A 21,494-nucleotide genomic window follows, 5' to 3' on the forward strand; every position below is an offset into this window, starting at 1 on the left:
CGGCTCAGCTTTGCGTAGCTTCTACTTCCTCCAGCGTCGTCGGCACGTGATAGGGCGGTCGTCCTCTGCCCTGAACTCGATAGCGGCCCCAGAAGTCACGATCGCCGATGGTCGCCGGCGCCTCGCCCGTACTGGTCCGGATCAGCACGGAACGTCGGCGTCCCCCTAACAGATTGTCGAGTTCGTCGTTCTGGCGGATGCGCCCGTACCAGCTGAAGCGGCCGTCGATGGGTTGGAAATAGCCGCGCAGTTCGACTTGCACCTCGACGTCGTCGGTTGCGATCACCACTGTGGCCGGCCCGATGTAGTCAGAGGCATCGTGCGGACTCTGAGACTTCACTGTGAACTCCTCCGTTTGGTCGATAGTCGACGCCAGCGATCGGATCGCCCGGCACTGGGGCCAAGTAGCCCGGCGTCGGGATCGGGGCCGGCCCTTGACAAGCCGCGCCGCCGGGGTCAAAGTTACCTCATACCCAAAGTATCCGCTACTGCCCGTATTGCACTCTTGAGCGGATACCGGGTTACTGCCACCGGACGTTGATCCGGACTGGATGTATCGATGCAGAGTCATCGATCGAGTCTCAAAGGAGCGACAGATGACGACCAGTGACGTCAGGGCCGAGACCAACGGGCAGATTGCCGTAACCACCGACGGTATGGCGCGCGTGAGCGGTCGGCGACCCATTGACCTGCAACGATCGGCCGGACGACTGCTCAAGACTTCCGTAGAGAAGTTCTACGACGCCGAAGTCGACATCGACTGGGATAGTCCGTGGTTGCCGGATAAGGCGTGGTTCCCCGAGCATCGCCTGTCCCTCTACGGCACCGGTCTGTGGAACCGGCTTTCCGAGGAACAGAAGATCGACCTGGGCAAACATGAGTTGGTGAGCATCCTCAGCTTCGGGATCTACGCCGAGAATTTGCTGAGTATGGCGTTGCTACGGCTGAACACGACGGGTGATCTCGTCGACAACAAGGCCCTATACGCACTTGCCGAGGTTGGCGACGAGAGCCGCCATTCCACAATGTTCGCGCGTCTGATCGCCAAAACGGGGATCCCGCCCTACAAGCTTCCGCCGGGGTTTCTGTCGCTGGCGAAGATCCTGCATTTCGTCCCGCTCGGGCCCTCGATCCAGGGCGCGACCTTGCTGATCGAGGAGATTCTCGATCGGGCACAGCGTGAAGCGATGAACGACGAACGCCTACAACCGCAGGTCCGGCAGTTGATGAAAATTCACGTGCTCGAGGAGGCCCGCCACATCACGTTCGCGCGCTCCGAGCTTGTCGAGGGTATGCGGTCGCGAGGCCGGATCTCGCGGGCATGGCACCGCGGCGTCCTCGCAGTTGTCGCGAACCTGTCCTACCCGATCTTGATCAATCCCAAGCTGTACCGTGCTGTCGGCGTGCATCCTCTGCGGGGGTTCCTCGCTTGCCAATTCGGCCCGCACTACCGGGAGAACCTGCAGTTCATGTCCGAGCCGATGATCCGATTCTTCGATGAGGCAGGAATGATGGAAGGTCGCTTCACCATGTTCCTTTGGCGCCTGACGAGGAGCCTGCCCGACGATATCGCCCGGCGGTGAACAGACTCGGACCGGCGTGAACAGCACCACGCATATTGCTGAGCGCAAGTCGCGCCGTGATATGTTGCGGCGGGCACTCGTCGAATCCCGCGAACTCCTCGGTCCTGCCGCCGGTCCGACATATCCGCAGTAGCTGAGTAGCTATCGAAAATTTGTGGCCACCTGTACCGCACGTGAGCCAACGTCCAGAGGAAATCGATGAGTAATAACCGTTCTGCCAAATACACGGGAAAGACCAATGGTTCGGGAGGTCGTGCAGCGAGCGAGAGGGTGCACACAACAGAGGTCCTCATCGTCGGGAGCGGATTCTCCGGCATGGGAATGGCGATTCAACTGCTGAAATCGGGAATGAATGACTTCTTGATAATCGAGAAGGATTCCGAAATCGGCGGAACCTGGCGCGACAATACATATCCGGGCTGTGCCTGCGACGTCCCTTCTCACATGTACTCGTACTCTTTCGAGCCCAAGCCGGATTGGAGTCACTTGTGGGCAGGACAGGATGAAATTCAGCAGTATCTCCTGAGTCTCGCACGCAAGTACGATCTCTATAGCCGCACGCATTTCGGGCGGGCCTTGCAATCCGGATACTGGGATCCTGGTGATTCCGCGTGGCATGTTACGACCTCCGACGGCAACGAGTACGTTGCCCGATTCCTGGTTTCAGGCGTAGGCGCACTCCATATACCGAATATCCCCCAGATCAAGGGGCAGAAGAAGTTCGCTGGTGCAGCATTTCACTCGGCGCAGTGGGATCATGACTGCACACTGGATGGCAAGAAGGTCGCTGTTATCGGGACGGGTGCGAGCGCAATCCAATTCGTTCCGGAAATTGCCAAGGTAGCCGATGAACTGCATCTATACCAGCGGACGCCGGCGTGGGTACTGCCCCGTAGGAACGTCAAGGTCCCGAAGGCGATCCAAGCCCTGCTCACGAGGGCGCCGATCCTCGCCAAAGCCCTCCGGACTGCCATCTACTGGTCAGCGGAGTCACTGTCGATAGGACTGAACGGACATATCAATTTCATGCGTCCGCTCGAGAGTGTCGCAAAGTGGAACATAGCGCGGGGAATTGATGATCCCGCGCTGCGCAAGAAGCTCACCCCCACGTATCGCATCGGGTGCAAAAGAATCCTCGGTTCCAGTGACTACTACCCAGCGCTGAATCGGCCCACTACATCCGTCATCACCGACGGGATCGCCGAGATCACCGAGGACGCCATCATATCCCAGTCCGGTGACAAGCGTCCGGTCGACGTGATCATCTATGCCACCGGTTTCCACGTAACCGACGGGTTCGACCACCTCCGGCTCAAGGGTGCGTCCGGTCGTGAACTCTCCTCCGTATGGTCGGACGAAGGGATTCAAACCCATCTCGGCATCACCACCGCAGGTTTCCCGAACTTGTTCTTCCTGCTCGGCCCCAACACCGGGCTCGGTCACAACTCGGTGGTATTCATGATCGAATGCCAGATCAGGTACATCATCGGCGCGATTCGGCTCGCGAAGCAACGTGGCGCAGCTGCGCTCGAGGTGCGTGAACCCGTTCAGCGGGAATTCAACTCGGACATCCAGCGGAAATTGGTGAACGGGGTCTGGAGCAGCGGGGGGTGCACCAGTTGGTACCTCGATGCACAGGGTGTCAATCGGACGGTCTGGCCAGGTTTCACCTGGCAGTATTGGCGGCGTACCCGCAATGTCGCGGACTCTGATTTCGCGTTGGTCGGCGAGTCGACAGGTGATCGAAGCGGCGACCTCCTTCCGAATTCGATCAAGAAGGGTAGCTTGCCGCGATGAGAGAGTTCAGCGACCGAGTCGTCTCGGTAACCGGGGCAGGTTCCGGAATCGGCCGTGCAGTTGCAATTCGACTCGCCGGCGAGGGCGCGCGGCTGGCCATTGCCGACATCGACGGCGAACGGGCCCGCGAAACCGCCTCCATGTGTACCGCGCTGGGTGTCGAATGCCAGCACTATCAGCTCGATGTGGCCGATCGTAGCGCATTCACGGAATATCGTCGTCAGGTCCTCAGCGACTTCGGTTCGGTCAGTATGGTAATCAACAATGCCGGGGTCGCACTCGGCGCCGACATACTGGATATGCAATGGATCGACTTCGAATGGTTGATGTCGATCAATTTCTGGGGAGTCGTGAACGGCACGAAACTATTTCTTCCGGATCTGATCGACTCGGGCGACGGCCATGTTGTCAACGTGTCGAGTGTCTTCGGACTGATGGCCATTCCCAGTCAGAGCGCATATAATGCTTCCAAATTCGCCGTCCGAGGCTTTACCGAGGCGTTGCGCCAGGAGATGCGAATTAACCGGCTACCGGTGGGTGTAACATGCGTGCATCCGGGTGGTGTTCGCACAAATATTGTGCGCGGAGCTCGAGGTGTCGGCGCGATGGGTGATCAGGAGAAGATTGTCGCCGGTTTCGATCGTATAGCGCTCACCACTCCGGAAGGCGCCGCCGAAACGATCTTGAAGGGCGTGCGACGGAACAAACCTCGAGTCCTTATCGGACCCGATGCCCTGGGTTTCGATTTCGTCGCCCGCGCGGTGGGGCCGAGGTATCAGGACCTGAACGCTCCGCTGGCCCGTGTCGGCTATGCGATCGGCCGTCGTTACGGCCTTGTCAAGCGCGACAGTTGAATCTGGGCCACGGGCCGGAATAATAGAGAAGGAATATCCTGGAAGATGAGCATGCCATGTGAACTCACGGTCTCCCGTGTAGTGCAGGAAACAGCGGATGCGGTGTCCATTTGGTTCGAGGTGCCCGAGCAGCAATTGGGCGTATTTGCCTACGACCCCGGGCAGTTTCTTACGTTGCGTATTCCCGGAGCCGGTGACGGGGAATATGTGGCCAGATGCTATTCGCTCTCGAGTTCCCCGCATGCAGACGACTCGCTAGCTGTCACAGTGAAACGCACGGAGGGCGGGTACGGATCTAACTGGCTGTGCGACAACATCAAGGTTGGAGCTGAGGTAACCGTTCTGCCGCCCACCGGGCACTTCACACCGAAAGACCTGGATGCGGACATGGTTCTGTTCGCAGCTGGTAGCGGAATCACCCCGGTGTTATCCATCGTCAAGTCGGCTCTGCTCGAAGGTGGCGGCCATCTCGTTCTCTTCTATGCCAACCAGCATGCCGAGAGCGTCATCTTCGGTGAAGACCTCCGTTACCTCGCCAAGCAGTTTCCCGAGCGACTGACTCTCATCGAGTGGCTGGAGAGCGAGCGTGGGCTACCGGACCGAAGCGCAATCCTTGAAATCTGCCGTGAGTACCGAAATCGGATGTATTTCTTGTGCGGGCCGGCGGCGTTCATGGATTTGGTGGTAGACGCGGCGCGCGAAGCCGGCGTGCAGCACCGGAACCTACACCGAGAAGTATTCCAATCTCTGCACTCCGATCCCTTCGACGTGGAGAACTACGTCAAGGAATCAATGACGAACGAACAAGCCCGTCTAGTAGTATATCTCGATGGTGATCGCGCCGAGCTGGAATGGCCGAAAGATTTGACCCTGGTCGAGGTCTTGTTGAACGAGGGGTACTCGCCTCCGTATTCCTGCCGGGAAGGCGGATGCGGTGCATGTGTGTGCAAGGTTATCGACGGCGATATAGAGATGAGAGTAAACGAGGTACTCGATGATGATGATATCGAGGAAGGTGATCGGCTGGCATGCCAGTCGGTACCCGCCACCAATTCGGTGACTGTGACATTCGACTGACCATGCGTTCGCGCAGGCCCCGTAACGGCGTTCATGCTCGCCCGATCCAGCGCGCAATCGCCGCCCGCGATATCGGTCACTTGTCCGATAGCGTATACTCGGCCAGATGGCGGGCGCACAAAAGCGGATTCGGGAGGTCGGTAGCTCGGTGGTTCGGCGAATTGACGCACGCTCGAGCCGATGGGAAGAGCACCGGGTCCTGGTTCGAGCAGAACTGGTCGACGCAGCGTACCGTGCCTTCGGCAAGTACGGTCCGGACGCGAGCATGGACGACATCGCTCGGGAGGCGGGTGCGACAAAACCCAAGCTGTATCGCCACTTCAAGGACAAACTGGGCCTTCGTGCAGCTGTTATCGAACGTGCGAAGGAACTCATGTGGTCGAATGTGCTTGCTACCGTTGATTTCGGATCCGATCCGATTCGAAGTGTGATGAATCAGCTCGTCGAGCAATACTCGCAGCTGGTCGACGAGCACAAGAACGTCTTCCAGTTTCTCGTTCGTAGTCATTTTAGCGACAATTCATCGGGATCGGATCCAGCTCTTGAGAACGCACGTGAACTGGCAGGTTTCATTGCGGGTCATTTCGTCACGGTTTTGGACACCGCTGGGGCTGACACGTCGGGCATAGACTTGGTGGTGCAGTCGATCGTAGGGGCGAGCCTCTCCGCGACGGATTGGTGGATAAACTCGCAATCCGATCCGACCTCGGCTATGCCGAGAAAGGCTTTCGTCGAGCATCTCAGCGCAATCATTTGGGGGATTATCGATTCCTCGGCGCGAGCTCGTGGAATCCGGATAGACCCGGATTCGACTTTGCGGATTGAGAATATTGGACTGATCGAGGCTTAGCTGAGCGAATTCGAGCCAAACGCCGGTCGAAGACGACGCGGGATGAGCTTATCTGCCATAGCGCGGTGACACTGCCGGATTGCATCCCCGCGGGGCAAAAGACCCGTGAGCAATGCCGTGGTCGCGCCATCGCCGGTGGGCGGGACGACCGCCGATCGGCCTGGTCCGCATCGATTGCTCGGTGCGTCAGCGTCGTCGGTGCTGCTCTACCCAACGCAGCAGCTGGTTGGGCTTGCCCGGCTTGTGCATGACAGCTCATGTGTCATTTGATAGTTTCGGGATTGCTTTCGTGCGAACCTGCGGACCCGAATCGATGGATCCGACGCGAACTTGGTTCAGACCGCCCGCAACCGCTGGCGACCACTTCGCGCTCGACGTTCCTCCGGCCGAGTCCGAGCTACGTTTCGAGAGCGTCGCCGCCTACTTGTCGTTGAACCAGCTGCTGTGGAATCAAGGGAAACGAGGGTACCGCTGCTTCAATGGCTCGGTACCGCGTTGTGGCATGCAGCTGAGGCATCTGGTCTGAGACCCGCAGAGCCCACCCCGAGATAACGTAGGGCAATCTCGGAGATCCGGCGTGCCGTTTCGGCGCTGTCGCTGGCCGGTAGTACGAGATGGCTGATCGTCAATCGAATGAGCGCATCGACTGCGTCGGCCACGTCATTGGCGTCGATGGTGGGGTAGTGGTGGAGGAACGCGGTGACCAGTCGCTCGGACGCGAGTTGAAGCATGGAGGCAGAGGTTGTCAACAGGGGGAGGACGCCGGTTTCATCGCGCGGGCCGCTACCGGGTGTAGTCAGGACGGCTTTGAGTAAGGGGCTGGCTGCAGCCTCGTCGAGCGTGTAGCGAACTATCGCTCGGATCGATTCAGGCAACGCGCTGCGGTTGGAAGCAAGCAAATCCTCGATCCCGGTCAGGAATTGCTCCGCTTCGTGCAGAACGAGTGCATCTCCAAGCCCTTGCTTGTCGCCGAACTCTCGATACAGCGTGGCGCGTGATACTCCGATCAGACCGGCTACCTCGCCGAATCGTACACGTTCCCAGCCCTTCTCGACCGTCAGGGCGCGGGCGGCGCGGATTGCTGCCTCGCGGAGGTGTCGCCTGAACGACAGCCTCACCGATTCTTCCACCACCCCTCGGATGGTAACAGAACGTGGGTTTTGTTCATGAGTGGACAAACTCCCGGACACTTCGTCATGTCCGCGCGCGTTGCTTGATCGCGAGCTATGTGCGACAAGCAGCGGAGATCTGATCAATTGTTGACAAAATGGTTCTGATTGTCTCCAATGTAGTTGTATCGCGGTCCTGCTCGAGTCTGATGTTGGGCGCGCGTTAGTCGACAGAGAGGTCTGGCCATGGACAAGGCTTCGGATGCGGTCAGTAGGTTGTCTGACCCAGGCGTGGAGGACTGGGTGCGCTCGTTCCGGCTCCTGGAATCCGGATCGCCAGAGTTGCCGCCGCACCATCCCGACTGTCTTGGTTGTGGGCCGGCCAACCCGCACGGACATTCCCTATCGGTGCGGCGTTGCGAGGGCGGCGTCGTTGCTCACCATCTTTTCGACCAGCGTCATGTCGGAGCGCCGGGGATCGCGCACGGTGGCGCGGTGGCGACCGTCATCGACGACCTGTTCGGCTTCTTGCTGTACACGGTCGGCGAACTCGCCGTGACCCGGAATCTCGACATGGATTATCTCGCCCCGGTACTGCTCGATACCCCCTACACGCTGCACGCCGAGGTACGGTCGCGGCATGGCCGTAAGTTGAATCTCGCGGCCAGGATGGAGGATCTAGAAGGGCGCTCGGTCACTACGGCAACCGCCGTGTTCATCGTGGTCGAGGCCGAACACTTCCTGCAGTCGCGGGCGAAGGCTCGGAGGCAGGCGTGACTGCTGGACCAACTGAGAGGGAACTACTCCTCGACGTCTTGCTGACCGATCACGGCTCAGCCGGCCCCTACGAGGCGTTCCGACGCTTGCGCGAGACTCAGCCCGTGCTTGTCACGCGATCGGGGGTCCTGGTACTGAGTCGCTACGACGACTGCGCAGCTGCGCTCCGTAACCGTAGCCTCGGCAAGGCCGACGAGTCGCTGGGATTCGGCTTGTCGGAGATTCCCGAAGAGTTGCAACGTCAGGCTATGCATCGATTCCGGCGCACCATGCTGTTCCGCAACCCGCCTGACCACCACCGGCTGCGTCGGCTGGTCGCTGACGTTTTCACCCCTCGGCACATCGACGAGTTGCGAGGCCGCGTTGTCACGCAGATCCGTGATCTGATCGATGTCATCGAGGACCAGGGTTCCGCCGATATCATCAGCGATCTCGCCCTCCCGCTGCCCGTGAATGTAATAGGCGATCTTCTTGGAGTGCCAGTGACCGATCGAGCCGTGGCCGCTCCTCTGGTACGCGCCCTGGTCGCCTCGCTCGAGCCCAGCGCGGACGCCGCGGCGCTGACTGCCGCGTGTGAAGCGGAAGACCAACTCGCAACGTACTTCACAGACCTCCTGGCGGCCAAACGCGCCCACCCGGACGACGACCTGCTCAGCCGTCTCGCCGTGGCGCATGGCGACGACGTCTTGGACGACGACGAATGCGTTGGCACCGCGATACTGTTGTTCGCGGCAGGGTTCGAAACCACCACAAACCTCATCGGTAACGGCGTTGCTGCACTGCTCGCCCATCCCAGCCAAATGGACCTATTGCGGGCCAGGCCCGATCTGGCGAGCAACGCCGTCGAAGAATTGTTGCGTTACGACTCGCCGGTCCAGACCAATGGGCGCACGGTGCTCGAGCCAACACGGGTGGCAGGAGTCGACCTGGATCCTGGCCAGGTTGTATTGACCTTGCTCGGGGCGGCCAACCGAGACCCGGACCGATTCTGCGACCCCGATAGCCTCGATATCACCCGAACCGGGACCCCGCCGCTATCGTTCGGTGCCGGCATTCACTTTTGTCTTGGCGCGCCGTTGGCGCGGCTCGAAGGAGCCGTACTGTTCCCACTCCTCACGGCGCGTTTTCCCGGTCTTAGGCTCGTCGAACAACCTCGCTGGCGTACGGGGTTGTCCTTTCGCGGGCTGTCGAGTCTGAAGGTGGTCACCGGATGCTGATCCAGCCTTACCCGCACCTGAAGGGCGGCCATTGTGGTTCGGGTGCGTTGCGCGATCTTATGTCCTGGGCCGGGCTTGGCTGGGACGGCGAGCTGAGCGAAGGACTCGTGTTCACACTCGGCGGCGCACTCGATTTCGCTTACCTGCGCGCCGATGCGATCAATCCTCCGATCTACCTGGTGGGGCGTGGTGGGGATTTGGAGGTCGACCTGTTGAGGCGCCTCGGTGCGAAGACCGAACTACGTCAGACCGAGGATCCCGACCTCGGTTGGAAATGGGTGAGGACCGAACTGGACTCCGGACGGCCCGTCATGGTCTGGGCCGACATCGCTGAACTCCCATACCTGCGGGTACGACTGCGCATGAGCCGCCACGACATCGTTATCGTCGGCTATGATGACGAGGCTCGCGACGCGTATATCGTCGACAACGACCGCGATGAGATCCAGACGGTGTCGTATGACGCATTGGCACGGGCACGAGCCTCCACGGGGTTCCCGACACCCACACGCCACGCCACGTACATAGTCGATTGGCCGTCCGACGTGCCTGACCTCCCGTCCATGGCTGCCGCAGCGCTCGAACAATCGGCGGCAACCCTGAAACATGGGGGCCCCAGTTCGATTGCCGCGCCGGCCTCGAACGGTGTCTCCGGCACCGGGCTCGACGGCGTTCGCCGCTTCGCTGAAGACGTCTCCCGTTGGCCCGACATCTTCGGAAACGAAGACCTCGAGGCTGTGCTCAGGTCACTCGCTGCCTTCATCGAAAAAGCGGGTACCGGAGGCGGTCTGTTTCGACGCCTCATCGCTCAAGGGTGCGTCGATCTCGCCGATTACACGCGCAATCCGAAGGTTCACGCGGCCGCACGCGCAGCACGGCTGGCCGCACAGTCTTGGACGAGGCTCGCCCATATCGCCGTCTCCGATGAAACCCCATCGCGACGCTCGGTTCAGGTAGCCCGGCATGCCGCCGTGCTGCCAGAGTTGGAGGAAACCTTGGCAGATCTTCTCGCCGCCGCCGCCAACTCACTCTGAACCAGCTTGTCTGCAGACAGGTACATCCGCTACGGCTTCGAGACCGGTGGTGAAGTGCGCCTGTGGGGGATGGGGTAGCCCCAGGCGGTGGCCCGGGACCGGGCCGACGACGTGAACCGTCCTGGACTGGCTGGAGACTCCTGATTTAGCAAGGGAGACTGTCAGCCATGGCGGCACCACGGAAGTTCGACGAGGAAACCCGCGCTCGGGCGGTGAGGATGTATCAGGATCGGATCCGCGAGCACGGTGACTCGATGGCCGGTGCGCGCCGGCATGTCGGTGCGCTGCTGGATATCAACCCGGCGACTCTGCGGAACTGGGTCACCCGCGCCGAGCAGGGCGAGACCGGGCCGGCGGCCGCGGCGGAATCGGAGTATGCGGAGTTGAGGGCTCTGCGGCGTGAAGTAGTCGAATTGCGCAGGGCGAACGAGCTTTTGCGGACAGCGAGTGCGTTTTTCGCGGCGGCGGAGGTCGACCGCCGACTGCGGTGATCGTCGACTACATCGACGACCACAAGGGTTGCTTCGGGGTTGACCCGATCTGCCGCGTGCTGACCGAGCACGGGCTCAAGATCGCCCCGTCCACCTACTATGCCGCCAAACAGTGCGGTATCAGCGACGCCACCTGGGCCGATGCTCACACCGCGAACGTGTCGTTCGACCTGTGGAGCGCGAATCGGGGCCTGTACGGGGTGCGCAAACTCTGGCACACCGCCCGCCGCGCCGGTCACAATATCGGCCGCGACCAGGTAGCGCGGCTGATGCGGCTGACCGGGATAGACGGGGTTGTGCGCGGGTGACGGACCACGAGAACCACCGAACCCGGGCCCGCGTCGACGCCGCGGCATCCGGACCTGATCGGGCGCGCCTGGTCGACGCCGATGCGTCCAGATCAATGGCGGGTTGCCGATTTCACCTACTGCTGGACTCTGGCCGGGTTCTGTTACACCGCGTTCTGCGTGGACGTGTATTCGCGACGGATCTTGGGCTGGCGGGTTATGTCGTCGAAGACGACACCGTTGGTTATCTCGGTGCTCGAACAGGCGTTGTTCACCCGCCGTAGAACCGCTTTCCGTTTCACCGCAACAGGATTGATACATCATTCCGATGCGGGGTCGCAATATACGTCGCTGGCCTTCACCGAGGCATTACGGGATTCGGGAATCGCCGGATCCATAGGCAGCGTGGGAGATGCGCTCGATAACGCGCTCATGGAATCGGCGATCGGGCTCTACAAAACCGAGTTGATCGACCGGCACACCACGTTCTCGGGGCGGGCCGAGCTCGAACGGGAAACCGCATCATGGGTGCACTGGTACAACACCCAACGGCTACATTCCGCGATCGGATACCGGCCACCGGTCGAATACGAACACCTCTACCATCAACAGACCATCTCGGCCGAGGTGGCCTGAACTAGGGTCTCCACCGCATCCAGGACGGTTCAAGGCGACGCGACCTGCGCGGCGAATTCGTCGAACGTGGCGATCTGGTCGCCCAGCGCGTTGGGCGTCTGCCACCCGAGGCCGGGGTAGGACCCACCGGCGAGGGCATACCCGTCAGCGAGCAGTATGCTGCTCACCTCGGCCGAGTTGGCGTTCTGGGCGGGGTTCGACGGTCCGGGGTTGTAGCCATGGGAGAAGAGCAGCACGGTGCCGTTCCAGTTGGCCGGCACCTCGAACAGATAGGTGGATCCGTCGGGCAGTGTGCCGGTGATCTTGCGGGCAGCACCGTCCGCCGTTTCAGCGCATCCGACGTTACTGCCGGCGAGTGCCGCAACTGTGATGGCGGCCGCAGCCGCGATAAGAAACTTCTTCTTGGTGCGCATCAGGAACAGACCTTGCTTTCTCTGAACTATGAGGGATATGGGTTGCCGGCCTCGCCGGCGGCAGGGGGAGAGAAAGTGCTGCCAGGACGAGATTCAGGAGCGCTGCACCCGCGGCGATCAGGAATGAGATGCGGAAGCCGTCCAGCGTGGGTATCTCGGTGTTCTCTACGTGTTGAGCCGTGCCGGCGAGGACCACGCCGACGACGGCGCTGGACATCGCCGTGCCGATGGCGCGCATCAGTGAGTTCAGTCCGTTGGCCGCGCCCGATTCCGACGGGTCGACGGCGCCGAGGATGAGGGCGGGCATTGCCGCGTAGGCGGTGCCGACGCCGCTGCCCGCGAGGACGGCGACGATCACGATCTGCCACACCGCACCCAGCAGCATGGTGCCCGCGAGATATGCGACGGCGAGCAGTGCGAGCCCTGTCATCAGGGTGACCTTCGGCCCGCGCGCGGCCGAGAGCCGGGCGGCGAGCGGGGCGGCGATCATCATCGCGAGACCCATATGGGCAGCGCAGAGGCCGGTGACGATCATGGACATCCCCAACCCGTACCCGGTGGACTCGGGAAGCTGCAGTAGTTGCGGCAGGACGAGTGTCACCGCGAAGAACGCGAGGCCGGCGGTGATCGCGGCCAGGTTGGTCAGGAGGACCTGGCGGCGCGACGCCGTGCGCAGGTTCAGCAGCGGGTGCTCGGTGCGCAGTTCGAAGAGGACCCACAGCGCGAAGATCACGACGGTGGCGGCGAAGAGTCCGAGCGTGGTGGTGCTTGTCCAGCCCCAGTCGGCGCCCTTGGAGATGGGCAGCAGCAGGGCGACGAGGCCGAGGGCGAGTCCGAGCGCGCCGATCACGTCGAAGCGGCCGGGGGCGCGCTGCGCGCTCTCGGGGACGACGGCGAAGATCGTTGCCATGGCTGCCGCGCCGAGGGTGGCGGCGCCGAAGAACAGCCAGTGCCAGTCGAGGTTCTGGGCGACGACCGCGGCCAGCGGTATGGCGAGCGCGCCCCCGACGCCGAGCGAGCTGCTTATCAGGCGCCATTGCCGATCCGTGCCGTTCGGGCGGTAATTCGTCCCGGATGATGCCGATGCCTAGCGGGATGGCGCCCAATGCGAAGCCCTGTATGGCGCGGCCCAGGACCATCGGCACGAGGTCGGAGGTGAATCCGGAGATCAGCGAGCCCCAGCACCATCAGTGCGAGGCTGACGAGGACGAAGCGGCGCTTGCCGTAGAGGTCGCCGAGGCGTCCCATGACCGGAGTGGCGACGGCGCTGGACAGCAGGGTCGCGGTGATCACCCAGGCGGCGTTGGACGTTGTGGTGTCCAGCAGTCGGGGGAGGTCGGCGATGACGGGGACGAGTAGTGTCTGCATGACGGCGACGACGATGCCGCTGAAGGCGAGGACGGGGACGAGCCCGCTCGCTGTGGGAGTTGTGGCGGCGGGGGAGGCCGATATGGCCGATGTGGACACCGCGGCGGCGCCCTGGGGCGGTTCGTCACTACGGAAGGTGCCATGGTCGGTGGCCAGCGGAGCGTGAACCATGCGGGGGTCCTCCCGGGGCGGCGCGAATGGTCCGCCGTGCTGCGCCTGGTCGCTGCCGGAAGTGACGTCGGGAAATTGGGCGAATGAGCGTTTCATGGTTGGTTTCCTTGCTGCCGGCCCCGATGAAGGTCGCGGGAGATGTGTTCTGTGGCGTCCTGTGGTCAGGCGGCCCGCGTGGTGTGCGTACCGAAGGAGCGCTCGTGGGTAGATGAGGGGCCACGGGCCGTCCGCGCCCGCCTCGCCGGTGGGGTGGTCATGCTCAGGCCGGCTCGGTGAGGCGCGGGTCGAGGCCGTATTGCGCGTGGGCGCCGAGGTTCTCGCGCAGGGTGGATCCTTCGTAGTCCTCGTGGAACAGGCCACGTTCCTGCAGGATCGGGACGACCTGGTCGACGAAGGCGTCGAAGCCGTCGTGGAAGGCGTCGAGGGCGATCGAGAAGCCGTCACAGGCCCCGGCCTCGAACCACTCCTGCATGTGCTCGGCCACGTCGGTGGCGGTACCGGCGACCACGGGGTGATAGTCGATCACACCGTGGGCGATGACATCGCGCAGCGTCCAGCCTTCCCGGGCCACTTCCAGGGCGCGGCCGGAGCGCGGGTCGCGCGGACTGGGCACCGCGGCGGCCAGCTGCTGCACGGTGAGCGGCTGGTCGAGTTGTTCGGGGCCGAGCCGGAGGCCGATCATGGCCCCGAGATAACGGACGCGCTGGTCCAGGTCGACGACCTCGTCCAGGAAGCGTCGTCGCTCCAGAGCGGCAGCGCGGGAGCCGGCGATGGTCGGCATGAAGCCGGCGAGCATTTTCACCTCGTCCGGGTCGCGTCCGGCGCGCTCGGCGGCGTCCCGCAGGGCCTGGCGCTGAGCCCGGGCATCCTCGATGCTGTACGGGTTGGCGTACACGCCACTGGCGTAGCGGCCCGCGATCTCGAGGCCGTAACCGCCGCCGCCCGCCTGGAAGATGACCGGCTGACCCTGTTCGGACGGGGGGATGGGCAGCGGGCCGCGGGAGGCGACGTGGCGGCCCCGCAGGTTGACCGGCCGGATCCTGTCCATATCGGCGTAACGCTTGTTCTCGACGTCGAGCAGCAAGGCGTCCTTCTCCCAGCTGCCCCACAACGCCTGCACGATCTGGATGACCTCGTGGGCGCGCTCGTACTTCTCCGCGCGCGGCGGGACCTCGCTGCCGAAGTTCGCCGCGGCAGCGGGATCGGAGGTGGTCACCGCGTTCCAGCCGGCTCGGCCGTGGCTGATCACATCCAAGGCCTTGAACTGGCGGGCGAGGTTGTAGGGCTCGTTGAAAGTGGTGGAGGCGGTGGTGACCAGGCCGATCCGCTCGGTCTCCCGCGCGAGGACGGTCAGCAGCAGCAGCGGCTCGATCGCCTGGCGCGGTGCGTGGTGGGTGAGGTCCATATCCAGGACCGGGGTGTCGGCAATGAACAACAGTTGCACCTTGCCGCGTTCGGCGGCCTGCGCGTAGCGGACGAACTGGTCCATGTCCGTGTAGCTGTTCAGGTTCGCACCCGGCAGCCGCCAGGCCCCGGGCTCGGCCCCGTAGCCGCCGCTGAACTGCATGCCCAGGATCATCTGCCGGCTTGTCATGGTTGCCCTACCTTTCTGAGTAGGTCGTAGGGGCGGGTCGTAAAGTCCCTGAGGCCCAGGGGAATCGGGTGTGGCTTACATGGTTGTGCCGCGTGTGGCTCCAGGAGCTTGGCCGCCCGGTTCCCCGTGACGACCCGGCCGCATATTGGGATGTGCGAGCGAATCGCTGTGTAGGGCAACGTCGGCGCGGTCGTCTGTGGCGTGAGGTTCCAACGAGCTGATGGAGGCGGGCATGGCCCAGATCTGGGCTGGTGTGGACATCGGGAAGACCGGCCACCATTGCGTGGTCATCAACACCGACGGCAAACGACTGCTGTCGCGGCGAATAGCCAACGATGAACCCGAGCTGGTAAAACTCATCGACGAGGTTCGGGAGCTGGGCCAGGACACGGTCTGGGCGGTGGACCTGCCCGATGGCGGTGCGGCGCTGCTGATCGGGCTGCTGGTCGAACGCGATCAGCAGCTGCTGTATATCCCCGGCCGAACGCTGAACCGGGTCGCCGGCGGCTACCGGGGCGAAGGCAAGACCGACGCCCGCGACGCCGCGATCATCGCTGATCAAGCACGGATGCGCCGCGATCTGCATCCGCTGCGCCCCGGTGACGAAGTCACCATCGAGCTGAAGCTGCTCACCACCCGCCGCGCTGACCTGGTGGCCGACCGAACCCGCGCGATCAACCGGCTGCGTGGCCTGCTCAGCGGGATCTTTCCCGCGTTGGACCGCGCGTTCGACAACCTCACCCTGGTCGGACCGCTGACTCTGCTGACCGGCTATCAAACCCCTGCCGCTCTGCGCAGAACAGGTGCGTCCCGACTCGAAACCTGGTTGTCGACCAGAAAAGTGAGAAATCCCGGCAAGGTCGCCGCCGCAGCGATCGAGGCCGCGGCCCGCCAGCACACCCGCTTGCCCGGCGAAGCGCTGACCGCGTCGATGGTCGCGGCGCTGGCCGAGGAGGTGATGGCCCTCAACGAGCGAATCAAAGAAGCCGACAAGCTCATCGAGGGCCGATTTCACCGCCACGAACTCGCCGAAGTGATCATCAGCCTGCCCGGCATCGGCACCTTGCTCGGCGCGGAATTCCTCGCTGCCACCGGCGGTGACATGGACTACTTCGGGACCCCGGACCGACTCGCCGGATTTGCCGGGCTCGCACCCGCTGCCTGGGATTCCGGTCGAATACGCGGAAACCTGCACCGCCCCAAGCGATATCACCGCGGACTCAACCGTGTCTTCTACCAGTCGGCGATGATCTCGATCAGCTGCAGCCCCGAATCGCGCACCTACGACAGGAAACGCGGCGAGGGCAAAAAACACACCCAAGCCGTCCTCGCCCTGGTCCGCCGCCGCGTCAACGTGCTGTGGGCACTCATCCGCGAGAAACGGCCCTACCAACCGCTGCCACCCGTCGCGGTGGCAGCCTGATCCCGTCATCGGAAATCAACTTCCGAGGTTGACAACTTCATTGGGAAGCTCCTCCCAACGAGGCAATGGAAACGGAGGGTGCCTCCGTGGACTCCCAAGAATACGGAGGCAGCCTCCGAATTGTCAAGTGGTGCGATCTGCCGGCGGGAGGAACCCGAGACGGATGCCGCGCGTGTGGACCGAAGTGAGCGCGGGCTCCGGATCCGGGCCGGCCGTGTGGCGGCCCGGATCCACGCGCCGGGGGCATCTGTGGGCTGACGGACTATTGACCTTCGAGGACGCCGGGAGTGCCGTGCAGGATCACACTCTGCTGGAGCAGGATGCGTGTCCTACCGAACGGATTCACCGGCCCCGCAGGGTCGGCCGTGCCGAAGGAGATACCGAACAGCAGCTTGAGATCCTCACGAACATCCAGGAACTCGCGGACGGTATCGGCATAGATCCCGAGCATGGTCTGCGGAATACCGGCGAACCCCCGGGATGCCAGCGAGAGCAGGAAGTTCTGCGCGTACATACCGATGTCACCGGCCGTCCGCACCCCGTCGCCCAGGGCTGGCATGAACAGGAAAGCGACATGGGGAGCCCCGAAGAACTCCAGGTTTTCGCGGACCGCCGCCCTCCTGCCTTCGAGATCCGTGCGCGCGACGCCGAGGGATCCGTAGTAGCTCGCGGCCAGGGCCTGCGCCCGCTCGAGATAGATGCCGTCGCCGTAGCCATCGGTGAAATCCGGGGAGGTGCGTCCCTCCGTGTCGGCCTGAAGCAGTTCCTCGGCGAGCGCGTCGCGCTCCGCGCCCGAGACAACATGCACGGTCCACGGCTGGGTATTGCTGTTCGAAGGGGCCGTCTGCGCGTCTTCGAGCACGCCGCGGATGTCCGCCGGGGAAAGCGGGGCGGGCAGGAACTTGCGGGGGGAGCGCCGGGAGCGTACGAGGTCGGTGAAGAGGGACGCTGTGCCGGACAAGGCGTTTCCTTTCCAAGGCGCGCAGTCGCCGACAGGGCGGCCGGGCACAATGCTGTCTGCTCCAAGGCGACAGCCGTCGTAAGGGCCGGGTGTGGCACGCACTTTGCAGGTACCGGCAGGCTGCTTGCAGACCGCGGCACGGCACGACCACCCGGTCGAAGTGTGGGGACTGCGCGCTCTTCGTGTTCGTGTATGTGACGTGTTGGGTGTACGTGACGTACCAGCGGGGTCGGTCGGCGGCGGGCGGGGCGCGATTCATCTCCACGATGGGCTGCGAGATGGCAGTAGCCGGGAGGGCGCGAAACGCTCCGGGACGCTGTCGCGGAGACGATCGCGCCGACGCATGCGTTGCCGTCAGTCCCGGATTCCCGCCACCTCGACCTCGATGGCTTCGATCCGGCCCGTGGTATCGAAGCCGTTGACGAGGCGCTCGGGGCTTGTATCCGAGATGAGCAGGTAGAGGGTCCGCATCTCCGGTCCGCCGAGGATCGCGTCCACGGCGAATGTGCCGCCGTCGGGATACGCGGCGTCGGGTTCGATCCGGATGACGTCGGTGACCTCGCCGCCTTCGCGGACACGCCGGAATTCACCGATCCATGGGAAGGCCGCCCACACCGCACCCTCACTGTCGATGCCGATGCCATCGATGGACTCGGTGTCCGTTGACCCGAATTCGGCGAACACTCGCTGGTCGGTCAGCGCACCGTCGTCGGTCACGGTGAACGCGGTGAGCCTGGTACGTGGTGCCCGGAACGATTCTGCGACGACCAGGGTGCGCCCGTCGCCGGAGATCGCGATGCCGTTGGGAATATCAGGTCCTCGCCGCCCGTGTCGATCCGGCCGTCGGGATGGCGGATGATCAAACTCACGCCGACGGGATCGGTTCCGAAGGGAAAGCCCTGCGGGCCGATATATGCGCGGCCCTCCCGGTCCACTGCCATATCGTTGGGATGGAACGCGACCGGCGCGAGATCGGCGAGTTCCTCGAGCCCACTACTTCCCACGCGCAGCAGCCGTCCGTCGTCGATGGAAACAACCATCGGTGTCCCATCGGGGCCGAACCCGAGACCCGAGGGGCGCCCGGGTACATCGGCGATATCCTCGGGTGGCTCGCCAGGGGAGAGGCGACTGATCTTGCACCGGGTCATATCCGAGAACCAGAGCGCCCCGCGGTGCCACCGGGCGCCCTCGAGGTAGCCGAGATCACCCTGCGCCACAATGCGGCGAGCGTCGGCGGGCCAAACCCTTGGCGAATGACTCATAAATCCTCCTTGATGAAAACTGCGGTCCCGGACGTCGGCGGCTCGAGCCTGAGCGCGGGGCCCGGCGTTTTACGCCTTCTCGTCCCGCTGGCGGTAGCCGCTCGCGAGGAGGGTGCGGAGCCGGTCGAGTGATTCCTCGTCGGCGCCGTTGCCCTTGATCCAGGCAATGGAACAGGCTGCGAGGAACAGGTCGTAGCCACGCACCGACGCGCGTACCTGTCCCGTGCTCTGGGCTGCTTCCACGTATTTGTCGGTGGCGGCGATGAAGATGTCGCAAGGAATGGTGAGCGGATTGTCCGGGTCCTGCTCCTGGGCCGCGGCCATGAGCGGGTCCGGGAGCCCGCTGAAGGCGCTGAAGTACTCCTCCATTGCCCGTAGCCACAGTTCCAACGCCTCGCCGGCATCGCCCAACTGTTCGATGTCCGCTCGGCGGGCCACCAGCTCCTCGGAGCGTGTCTGCAGAACGGCCGCCAGCAGCGCTTCCCGGGTGGGGAAGTGCCGGTACAGGGTGCCGGGCCCGACGCCCGCCTCCTTGGCCACCGCCTCCAGGGAGGTGCCGACCCCATGCTGGAGGAAGTGACGCTGCGCGGTCTCCAGCAGAGCCGCGCGGTTGCGCTGGACGTCCGCGCGGGGCTTGCGCCCCCGTTGCTCACTGACGTTCATGTGCCCTCCTACCTCCGGTGATACTGCTGCCATTCAAAACGGATGCGACCTCCGTATGAAATTCGAGCATAAAGCGGAGGTGGCATCCGGTCAACTCGTGGGTCGGTCACCGAGGTCTTACCGTGACCCTGGGGACGGTTGTCTTATGTCCGAGGGACTGTTCCTGCTGGACGATGGGCGCGACCTTCTGGCCTCCGCTACGGCGGAAAATCGGACCGCTCCTGACACCGTGCTCGCAATCGTCGGCGGCACGAACACCGGTCCGCACCGCCAACCGAATCCGCCTCCACAAGCGGCGATCGACAACGCAGCCGCAGTTCACGCGGTTCACCACTGCACGATCTGGTCGAGTTCGGCGCGACGCGTTGGTAACTGTTGGCCGGGTGGTCACGGTCCGGGCGGCCGAACGAGATTCCGAGAAGTACAGCGCGGTCTGCAAGGATTTCGAAGAACTGCCGCAGGAACGGGGCGTAGGTGGCGAGTGCTGCTCGAGGTGTGGCCCACAGGCTCAAAGGTGGGCGCAGACTTGAGCAAGCCCCGCGGTTACCCCGCGCTTTCGTTGTCGAGGTGGCGTCGGCGTCAGGTGTCTATCGGGGGAGGGCGATGCTCGTGGAGTCGAATGCGCATCGCCGGTCGTGTAGCTTTTCCCTGGTCGGCCGTCTGTTGAGGTGTCGTGCGTCGTCTTGGGCGTAGCCGGCCGGCCGCTGTGTGGTTTACGGGTCGACTTGACGTCTGACGACAGGTCATCGAGGGGCGAGTGTTCGTTGTTGCGGTAGCTTCCGGCTGGTTCGCCCCGGGGCCCGTGCGGTAGGGTCCCGGCGGTAGTTTCTCACTGGGACGCTGTATTCTGTTGTGGCTGGACGTAATTGCCCGGATTGCCGCGTGCTGGTGTGCCCGTCTGCGTTGCCATCGCAGGGACCGGTCGCTGGGGTCGATGCCGAACGTCGATACCGCGCCCGGTCGATGAGTCTTATGAACCTCTTTGTGGGGGTCAGGGGTTCGAGTCCCCTTAGAGGACGTCTTACGTGGTGAGTTTCTTGTAGCAGGTCAGCGCTGCGGCGAGTTGTAGAAATGCTGCGAAGAGGCGGCCGTGTCGTTCGTAGCGGATCGTCAAGCGCCGGTATCCGGTCAACCATGCAATGGTCCGTTCGATCTTCCAACGGTGCTTACCCAGCCTCGTGGGATCCTCGATCCCACGACGAGCGATCCGAGGCACGATCCCGCGAGCACGCAGCCACCGGCGATGGACATCGAAGTCGTAACCCTTGTCCGCCCGCAGTTTGGCGGGCTTGCCGCGACGAGGGCCGCGCTGCGAGCGCACCCGCGGAATCGATTCGACCATCGGGGCGAGCATCACCGAGTCGTGGGTGTTCCCGGCAGAAACACCGGTGACCAGCGGTATCCCGTTCGCGTCCGAAATGACGTGGATCTTGGATCCTTTCTTGCCACGGTCGACCGGGCTGCGGCCGGTCAGCGATCCCCTTTTTTCGCTCGCACACTCGCCGCGTCCAGGATCGCCGCGCTCCAATCGAGATCGCCGGCGAGGCCGAGCCGGTCGAGGATCGCCCGATGCAACGCCTCGAATACCCCGGCATCAGCCCACACCATGAACCGGCGATGTGCGGTCGGAACGCTCACACCGAATGACGGCGGCAGATGCCTCCAAGCGCAACCGCTGGTCAATACGAACACCACCGCAGTGAAGACCGCTCGCTCGTCCGCCGGAGCTGTCCCGCCGCCCTGAGGTCTCGGCGTGAACTCGGGGAGCAGCGGTTTCACGATGTCCCACAACGCATCCGGGACCAGCCGTTGAGCAAGCCTGTCGACCACGGGTCACATCATGCCGGACAACGAATTACACCCACGTAAGACGTCCTCTTAGCTCCACCATAGGGTCACTACTAGAACCCGGGGCTGAATGAACGCC

The 21,494-nt window shown here is 63.4% G+C and carries 16 protein-coding genes, 3 pseudogenes and 1 other annotated feature; of the genes and pseudogenes, 10 read left to right on the forward strand and 9 right to left on the reverse strand.

From position 1 onward, the window contains the following. Positions 1 to 4 precede the first annotated feature (4 nt). Positions 5 to 340: a DUF4873 domain-containing protein gene (locus APZ21_RS35345; RefSeq protein WP_014349813.1), complete on the reverse strand. Its 336-nt coding sequence runs from the start codon at positions 338 to 340 to the stop codon at positions 5 to 7. 256 nt (positions 341 to 596) lie between these two features. Here APZ21_RS35345 and APZ21_RS01285 point away from each other — a divergent pair, with 256 nt between their 5' ends. From APZ21_RS01285 to APZ21_RS01305, 5 genes are all read left to right on the forward strand, one after another. After that, entirely contained in the window at positions 597 to 1,583 is a 987-nt protein-coding gene (locus tag APZ21_RS01285; protein WP_014349814.1) for an AurF N-oxygenase family protein, read from the forward strand. 198 nt (positions 1,584 to 1,781) lie between these two features. Beyond that, on the forward strand, positions 1,782 to 3,380 hold the full coding sequence (locus tag APZ21_RS01290) for a flavin-containing monooxygenase (protein ID WP_081597586.1): 1,599 nt from the start codon (positions 1,782 to 1,784) through the stop codon (positions 3,378 to 3,380). Then, on the forward strand, positions 3,377 to 4,234 hold the full coding sequence (locus APZ21_RS01295) for an SDR family NAD(P)-dependent oxidoreductase (protein WP_036542664.1): 858 nt from the start codon (positions 3,377 to 3,379) through the stop codon (positions 4,232 to 4,234). Before APZ21_RS01290 ends, APZ21_RS01295 begins: the two co-directional genes overlap by 4 nt. Before the next feature lie 45 nt (positions 4,235 to 4,279). After that, positions 4,280 to 5,311 carry a ferredoxin--NADP reductase gene (locus tag APZ21_RS01300; protein ID WP_014349817.1) on the forward strand — a complete coding sequence of 344 codons (1,032 nt, stop codon included), beginning with the start codon at positions 4,280 to 4,282 and terminating at the stop codon, positions 5,309 to 5,311. 106 nt (positions 5,312 to 5,417) lie between these two features. After that, the gene (locus tag APZ21_RS01305) at positions 5,418 to 6,161 is read left to right on the forward strand and encodes a TetR/AcrR family transcriptional regulator (RefSeq protein WP_051016986.1); all 744 of its coding nucleotides are present in this window, start codon (positions 5,418 to 5,420) and stop codon (positions 6,159 to 6,161) included. Between the two features lie 476 nt (positions 6,162 to 6,637). Here the strand turns inward: APZ21_RS01305 and APZ21_RS32615 are convergent, their stop codons facing one another. Further along, complete coding sequence (locus APZ21_RS32615; protein ID WP_174184796.1) at positions 6,638 to 7,294, reverse strand: TetR/AcrR family transcriptional regulator; 657 nt, start codon at positions 7,292 to 7,294, stop codon at positions 6,638 to 6,640. Positions 7,295 to 7,516: 222 nt separating this feature from the next. Here APZ21_RS32615 and APZ21_RS01315 point away from each other — a divergent pair, with 222 nt between their 5' ends. From APZ21_RS01315 to APZ21_RS01335, 4 genes and pseudogenes are all read left to right on the forward strand, one after another. Then, positions 7,517 to 8,047: a PaaI family thioesterase gene (locus tag APZ21_RS01315; protein WP_048833156.1), complete on the forward strand. Its 531-nt coding sequence runs from the start codon at positions 7,517 to 7,519 to the stop codon at positions 8,045 to 8,047. A 38-nt stretch (positions 8,048 to 8,085) separates the two neighbouring features. Then, a complete protein-coding gene (locus tag APZ21_RS01320; RefSeq protein WP_178128353.1) occupies positions 8,086 to 9,264 on the forward strand; it encodes a cytochrome P450 in 1,179 nt (392 codons plus the stop codon). Further along, positions 9,258 to 10,298: a BtrH N-terminal domain-containing protein gene (locus APZ21_RS01325; protein WP_054811360.1), complete on the forward strand. Its 1,041-nt coding sequence runs from the start codon at positions 9,258 to 9,260 to the stop codon at positions 10,296 to 10,298. The genes APZ21_RS01320 and APZ21_RS01325 overlap by 7 nt, the downstream gene beginning before the upstream one ends. Positions 10,299 to 10,465: 167 nt before the next feature. Then, a pseudogene (locus APZ21_RS01335) lies at positions 10,466 to 11,712 on the forward strand (IS3 family transposase). Next, positions 10,747 to 10,878, forward strand: a sequence feature (AL1L pseudoknot). It overlaps the preceding pseudogene by 132 nt. Positions 11,713 to 11,741: 29 nt before the next feature. Here the strand turns inward: APZ21_RS01335 and APZ21_RS33580 are convergent. The 3 genes and pseudogenes from APZ21_RS33580 to APZ21_RS01350 all read right to left on the reverse strand — a co-directional run bounded on the left by APZ21_RS33580 (position 11,742) and on the right by APZ21_RS01350 (position 15,258). Continuing rightward, on the reverse strand, positions 11,742 to 12,125 hold the full coding sequence (locus APZ21_RS33580) for a hypothetical protein (RefSeq protein WP_127516259.1): 384 nt from the start codon (positions 12,123 to 12,125) through the stop codon (positions 11,742 to 11,744). 25 nt (positions 12,126 to 12,150) lie between these two features. After that, positions 12,151 to 13,664 (reverse strand): annotated as a pseudogene (locus tag APZ21_RS01345) (MFS transporter); the annotation flags it as partial. Between the two features lie 259 nt (positions 13,665 to 13,923). Beyond that, positions 13,924 to 15,258, reverse strand: coding sequence for an NtaA/DmoA family FMN-dependent monooxygenase (locus tag APZ21_RS01350; protein WP_043737848.1), 1,335 nt, complete (start codon positions 15,256 to 15,258; stop codon positions 13,924 to 13,926). Between the two features lie 232 nt (positions 15,259 to 15,490). Between APZ21_RS01350 and APZ21_RS01355 the strand changes: the two genes are divergently transcribed. Then, the gene (locus APZ21_RS01355) at positions 15,491 to 16,681 is read left to right on the forward strand and encodes an IS110 family RNA-guided transposase (protein ID WP_043737874.1); all 1,191 of its coding nucleotides are present in this window, start codon (positions 15,491 to 15,493) and stop codon (positions 16,679 to 16,681) included. Positions 16,682 to 16,943: 262 nt separating this feature from the next. Here APZ21_RS01355 and APZ21_RS01360 read toward each other — a convergent pair whose 3' ends face one another. From APZ21_RS01360 to APZ21_RS32625, 4 genes and pseudogenes are all read right to left on the reverse strand, one after another. Next, the gene (locus APZ21_RS01360; protein ID WP_043737850.1) at positions 16,944 to 17,642 is read right to left on the reverse strand and encodes a nitroreductase; all 699 of its coding nucleotides are present in this window, start codon (positions 17,640 to 17,642) and stop codon (positions 16,944 to 16,946) included. A gap of 354 nt (positions 17,643 to 17,996) precedes the next feature. Next, positions 17,997 to 18,904: pseudogene (locus APZ21_RS36215) on the reverse strand (SMP-30/gluconolactonase/LRE family protein). Positions 18,905 to 18,973: 69 nt separating this feature from the next. Continuing rightward, positions 18,974 to 19,567 (reverse strand): TetR/AcrR family transcriptional regulator, encoded by a 594-nt coding sequence (locus tag APZ21_RS01375; protein WP_043737852.1) that lies wholly within the window; start codon positions 19,565 to 19,567, stop codon positions 18,974 to 18,976. Positions 19,568 to 20,588: 1,021 nt separating this feature from the next. Next, a protein-coding gene (locus APZ21_RS32625) for an IS5 family transposase (RefSeq protein WP_098085337.1) occupies positions 20,589 to 21,397 on the reverse strand; the annotation gives its coding sequence in 2 pieces (ribosomal slippage) (positions 20,589 to 21,047 and positions 21,050 to 21,397; 807 coding nt in all). Between the last annotated feature and the right edge of the window lie 97 nt (positions 21,398 to 21,494).

The organism is Nocardia arizonensis, from assembly GCF_001310275.1.
Lineage (GTDB): Bacteria > Actinomycetota > Actinomycetes > Mycobacteriales > Mycobacteriaceae > Nocardia > Nocardia arizonensis.

What these genes read in the sequence shown, in the direction of transcription:
- APZ21_RS01295 (WP_036542664.1), top strand. Translation starts at nt 3,377, where the DNA reads ATGAGAGAGTTCAGCGACCGAGTCGTCTCGGTAACCGGGGCAGGTTCC.
- APZ21_RS01375 (WP_043737852.1), bottom strand. Translation starts at nt 19,567, where the DNA reads ATGAACGTCAGTGAGCAACGGGGGCGCAAGCCCCGCGCGGACGTCCAG.
- APZ21_RS33580 (WP_127516259.1), bottom strand. Translation starts at nt 12,125, where the DNA reads ATGCGCACCAAGAAGAAGTTTCTTATCGCGGCTGCGGCCGCCATCACA.
- APZ21_RS01350 (WP_043737848.1), bottom strand. Translation starts at nt 15,258, where the DNA reads ATGACAAGCCGGCAGATGATCCTGGGCATGCAGTTCAGCGGCGGCTAC.
- APZ21_RS01325 (WP_054811360.1), top strand. Translation starts at nt 9,258, where the DNA reads ATGCTGATCCAGCCTTACCCGCACCTGAAGGGCGGCCATTGTGGTTCG.
- APZ21_RS01305 (WP_051016986.1), top strand. Translation starts at nt 5,418, where the DNA reads ATGGCGGGCGCACAAAAGCGGATTCGGGAGGTCGGTAGCTCGGTGGTT.
- APZ21_RS01290 (WP_081597586.1), top strand. Translation starts at nt 1,782, where the DNA reads ATGAGTAATAACCGTTCTGCCAAATACACGGGAAAGACCAATGGTTCG.
- APZ21_RS01300 (WP_014349817.1), top strand. Translation starts at nt 4,280, where the DNA reads ATGAGCATGCCATGTGAACTCACGGTCTCCCGTGTAGTGCAGGAAACA.
- APZ21_RS01355 (WP_043737874.1), top strand. Translation starts at nt 15,491, where the DNA reads ATGGCCCAGATCTGGGCTGGTGTGGACATCGGGAAGACCGGCCACCAT.
- APZ21_RS01285 (WP_014349814.1), top strand. Translation starts at nt 597, where the DNA reads ATGACGACCAGTGACGTCAGGGCCGAGACCAACGGGCAGATTGCCGTA.
- APZ21_RS01315 (WP_048833156.1), top strand. Translation starts at nt 7,517, where the DNA reads ATGGACAAGGCTTCGGATGCGGTCAGTAGGTTGTCTGACCCAGGCGTG.